Source organism: Kribbella sp. (genome assembly GCF_035687465.1).
Classification (GTDB): Bacteria; Actinomycetota; Actinomycetes; order Propionibacteriales; family Kribbellaceae; genus Kribbella.
Map to the genome: position 1 here is coordinate 1 of NZ_DASRXP010000716.1, position 5,024 is coordinate 5,024.

Consider the following 5,024-nt stretch of genomic DNA (forward strand, 5'->3'; position numbering starts at 1 on the left):
CCGGCGCGCTGGAGATCCACAGCGCGGACCGGGTGAACACCGAGTTCCTCAAGGCCGCGATCTGGCGCCGGATGAAGGAACTCGAGGACGACCCCGACGTCCCGCTGTTCTTCGGCCGGCTGGACTACCTCGAGCCCACCACCGAGACGTTCCACATCGGCCGCCGGCATGTGAACGACCAGGCCGGCGAACCGCTGGTGGTGGACTGGCGGGCCGACATCTCGGTGCCGTTCTACCGGGCCAGCCGGACCGAGCCGATGGGGGTCGGGATCCGCCGACGGTTCGGGTTCACCCACGGCCTGATGACGGCCTTCGAGGACGAGGACCTGACCTCCGCCGCGCCGGTCGACGAGCACAGCGACATCCTCGACGCGGAGATCGAGCGACCGCGCTCCGGCCCGATGCGCGACATCGTCGCCACCATCCAGCCCGAGCAGGACGTCATCGTCCGCGCCGGCGTCGAGGACACCATCTGCGTTCAGGGTGCGCCCGGGACCGGGAAGACCGCGGTCGGGCTGCACCGCGCGGCGTACCTGCTCTACGCGTATCGCGACCAGCTCAGCCGGTCGGGCGTCCTGGTGGTCGGACCGAACGCGAGCTTCCTGCGCTACATCGGCGACGTGCTTCCCGCGCTGGGTGAGATCGAGGCAAAGCAGACGACCGTGGAGGAGATGGTCGCCCGGGTCCGGGTGGCGGGACCGGGTCCCGCGGCGGTCGACGTGCTGAAGGGCGACGCCCGGATGGCGGAGGTGCTCCACCGCGCCGTGTGGTCCAAGGTGCAGTTGCCGAAGGAAGCGTTGGTGGTGCCGCGGGGATCACATCGCTGGCGCGTACCGGCGTACCAGGCTGAGGAGCTGGTCAACGAGCTGCGGACGCGGGGCATCCGCTACGGAGCCGGGCGGACGATGCTGCCGCAGCGGCTCTCGCACGCAGTACTGCTGCGGATGGAAGCCGCTGGGGACTCCCCCGATGACCGCGTGCAGGATTCCGTGGCGCGGAGCCGGCCGGTGAAGCAGTACGCCGATGCGCTGTGGCCGACCGTGGATCCGGCCAAGCTGGTGTTCGGGCTGTTCACCGATGCCGAACTGCTGGCTGAGCACGCCGCAGGACTGCTGTCCGAGGACGAGCAGGCGCTGCTGCTCTGGGACAAGGCGCCGCGGTCCGCGGGTGCGGCGAAATGGTCCGTTGCCGACGCGACCCTGATCGACGAGGTCGCCGACCTGGTCGACCGGACGCCCAGCCTCGGACATGTAGTACTGGATGAGGCGCAGGATCTCTCGGCGATGCAGCTGCGGGCTGTCGGGCGGCGATGCTCGACCGGTTCGATGACAGTGCTCGGCGACATCGCGCAGGGAACAACGCCGTGGGCGACGCCTTCGTGGGAGGTGGCGCTGTCGCATCTGGGGAAGACCGGGGCGCACACCGAGGAGCTGACCGCTGGGTTCCGTGTGCCCGGGCAGGTGATCGAGTACGCCGCGCGCCTGCTGCCGCTGATCGCACCCCACCTGACGCCGCCGACCGCAGTACGGCGGGCGCGAGGTGAGCTGGCCATCACCCGGGTCCCCAACAGTCTGGTGGCCGCCGTGGAAACCGTTGGGGCCGTGTCGTCCAGGCCGGGGTCGATCGGCTTGATCGTGCCGGATTCCCTGGTCCCCGCAACCCGGAAAGCCCTGCAGGACAAGGGAATCCCCTTCGCCGTCCTCGGCGACGAGGATGACGTCGACGCCCACGTGGACGTAGTACCGGCCGGTCTGGCGAAGGGCCTCGAGTTCGACCACGTAGTACTGGTAGAGCCGGCCGGGATCGTCGCCGGGGAGGCCGACGAACGGACCGGCTTGCGGCGTCTCTATGTCTGCCTGACTCGTGCGGTGACCTCGCTGGCGATCCTCCACTCCGAGGATCTACCAGCCGTCCTTAGTTAGAAGCCGCGGGAACCACCGGAGCGGCGGGAGGAGCGACGGCTGGAACCACCGCCGCTGGAGCGGGTACGGCGGCTCGAGAAGGACGAGCGGCGGCGGGACGACCCGGTACTCCAACCGCTGCCGTCGCTGTCGCCACTGCTGGACGCGGACCAGCTGCCAACGGACGTGCCGAGGTCGGAACCGAACCGGCTGAACCGGGCTCCGGGACGGCCGGAGCGCCAGCGGGCACGCATCCGTTCGCCTGCGCGGCGGGCGTCGTCGTCGGGGAACCACCAGCGGCGGCCGTCGCCCTGGGACCAGTAGCCGTCGATGTAGGATGCCAACTCCTCGCCGAGGGTCCAGTACGGGCGGGGGCGGTCCCGCACGGTCACCATCCGGATGTCTGGCTCCTCGTTCGCCGCGACTCGCGCGGCACAGGCGGCGCACGCCTGGACCGACCGCTCGGCTCCTCCTTCGGGTGTCCAGTTGGCCTGCGTCGTGCTGGGCCCGTGCCGAGGGTCGAAAAAGCAGGGCGGCGTCGGCTCGGGGATCGGCTTGCCGGCCCGGAGCGCATCCAGGCAGAGCATGCCGTAGCGAGCCGAGCCCAGCAGTGTCGCGACTGCTTCGGTGTCGTCGTCCCCCTTGGCCTCGTCAAGGCGGTGCCTGGCCTTCTCCACTGTGTCGAGCACATCCTTCGACAGCTTCGACTGCTGCGGATCCGAGGTGGTCGGGATGGCCGAGACCTGCTGGGAGAGCGCGATGATCTCCTCGTTGAGCAGCGGGCGCGAGATCTCCAGATGCTTCTTCTCGTCTGCTCTGCGGGTTCTCCTGGCTCCGAGAGCCGTGACACCCCACCAGAGACCGATCAGCCCGGCCGCGCCCCCGGCGTACGGGGCAGCGTCGATGTAGAACGGCTTGTTGACGTCCTGCGCTCGCTCGATGAACCGCGTCAGCATGTCTTCGTAGTCCGGCGCACAGCAGTCGACTGCTTGATCGACGGCATCACCTACGTGGTACGTCGGGCCTTTGTCAGCCCGCTGTACTGCGTGGAACCCGCGCCCGTCGGACTCGGACGAAGCGTCGACCAGTACGGCGTAGACGCCCTCGACGCCGACCCGGTCGTACAACTGGTCGGCGATCTCCTCGCCTTCCCAGGCGAGGTCGGCCGAGTAATACCCCTGCGGCGCGGTGTCGATCGCGGCGGCCGGGATCACGGCGATCCGCAACGTCGCGACCGCTCCCTTGGCCGCCTGGTTGAGCTCGGCGACCTCTGACGCACTCAGCTCGGTCACCTTGGGGTCGACCCAGACCCCGGGCTCGCCTAGCTGGGCGGCGACGTCGTCCATGTACCTCTCGGCAGCATCCTGCCTGTCCTGCCGATCGCCTTCGATGTCTGGCGGCGACCAGCTGAAGGGCGGCTTGCTCGGTGTGGGGGTGGGGGTCGCGGCCTGTGCGGCAACAGCCGGTAACGCAGCTGCTCCGATCACACCGAGCGCTGCGGCCACACGAGTCCAGCGGTTCATCGAGCTCCTCCCGAGCGCCTGTCCCGGCAGGCGGCACAGACCGGGATCTCCCGGGCCCGTCCGCCAGGCGGCGTGTACATCCAGTCGGTCACGGACGTCCCGTGGGCCGGATCGAAGAAACAGGCTGCTCGCCTGGCTGGTGCCGGCGTGCCGGCGACCAGTGCTTGTGCGCGGGCCAACCGCCAACGGCCGTACTCGACGGTCGCGCGGACCTCCCGCAACTGCTGGTCACCCGGTTCGCCGTCGACAACGCGACCCGCGTCGGCATAGGCATCCATCGCTGCCTGTACGTCGGCTGTCGTATCCACGCCGTCCAGACGCACGTCCGCGACATCCAGTTCCTCACCGAACCGCGTCACGTCCTCCCGGGCGAGCTTCTGCCGCTCCTCCACTGTGTCCGCCTCATCCGGCAACACCTCGTACGACGGACGGTAGAGCGCAGGTCCTTCGTCCTTACCCGGCCGGCGTCTCCACCACCACAGGGCTGCTCCGACCGCAACCACCACGACCAGCACGATCGCCAGCGGCCAGATCCAGCCGGGCGCACCCGTGGACGAGCCCGGCACGTCCAGCTGATCCAGTACGCCGTCCATCAGCCCGACCGGGTCCGACCGGCTGTGCTTGCCCAGCTCGTCCGTGAGGATCTCGGCGATCGGAGTGTCGACCCCGACCGCACTGCTCCAGGTCAGAGATCCACCGAACACGACCAGGTAGATCCCGTCCGCCTGCTGCAGATCCACCACCTGATCGACGAACTCCCGCGCAGCCTGCTCCCGCGTCCCACTCCCCGGTAGCTCGCTCAGCACCACGGCCGGAACTACAGCGATTCGGATAGCCGGGTCATATCCGCTGACCCTGTCGGCGAGTCGCTCGGCTTCCTTCTCCGGGAACAACGACCGCTGCGACGGCTCGACGTACACGGGCGAGCTCTTCCACCCGCTGACAACATCCGCAGGTCCGACTGACACCACGCCCGGAACAGCCCAGGGGGTGGCGATCAGGAGGAGGCCGGCGAGCAGACGCATGAGCAGTAGCCTGCACTAACAGAGGGTTACCCCTCCCCGCCGGGTCAGGCGGCTAGGCGTTCTTCTGCATCGAGCGGCTCGAGCTGCTCGGCCACCTGCAGGGCTGGGTCGCGGCGGAGGGTGAACAGCAGGCCAAGAACCACCAGTCCAAGGATCGCTGCGATCGGCGGCAACAGCTGGACTCCGACCAGATTGATCACCAGACCGCCGACGATCGCGGAGAGACCGGCCCCCAGGTAGATCGCTGACGCGTTCATGGCCAGCAGCAAGCCTCCGCCCTCACCGAGCTCGAGCAGCAGGTTCTGGATCGGCGGGTTGAAGGTCCAGGTGAACAGACTCCAGACGAACAACGCGATCCCCGCACCGACGATCGAGGTCGCCGTCAGGGTCAGGGTGGCGATCACCGCGGTGAAGCCGATGAGCGTCACCGTCAGCGTCCGCAGGCTGCCGAAGCGATCGGTCGCCCGGCCGCCGACCAGGTTGCCCAGCACCGCGCCGATTCCGTAGACGAGGAGCAGTACGCTGACCGTCCCGCCCTCCAGGTGCGCGGTCTCCGCCAGCAACGGCACCACGTA

Annotated in this window: 4 protein-coding genes; 1 reads left to right on the forward strand and 3 read right to left on the reverse strand. The window is 69.0% G+C overall.

Annotated features, from left to right (window positions below):
• Positions 1 to 1,922: HelD family protein (locus VFG33_RS39075; RefSeq protein WP_325058085.1), on the forward strand; the 1,922-nt coding region annotated here is incomplete at its 5' end.
• Here the strand turns inward: VFG33_RS39075 and VFG33_RS39080 are convergent.
• The 3 genes from VFG33_RS39080 to VFG33_RS39090 form a co-directional block, all read right to left on the reverse strand.
• Positions 1,919 to 3,424, reverse strand: a complete 1,506-nt coding sequence (locus tag VFG33_RS39080) for a hypothetical protein (RefSeq protein WP_325058086.1) — start codon at positions 3,422 to 3,424, stop codon at positions 1,919 to 1,921. The two genes, VFG33_RS39075 and VFG33_RS39080, sit on opposite strands and share 4 nt — an antisense overlap.
• Positions 3,421 to 4,449, reverse strand: a complete 1,029-nt coding sequence (locus VFG33_RS39085) for a hypothetical protein (protein ID WP_325058087.1) — start codon at positions 4,447 to 4,449, stop codon at positions 3,421 to 3,423. The genes VFG33_RS39080 and VFG33_RS39085 overlap by 4 nt, the downstream gene beginning before the upstream one ends.
• Before the next feature lie 44 nt (positions 4,450 to 4,493).
• Positions 4,494 to 5,024: MFS transporter (locus VFG33_RS39090; protein WP_325058088.1), on the reverse strand; the 531-nt coding region annotated here is incomplete at its 5' end.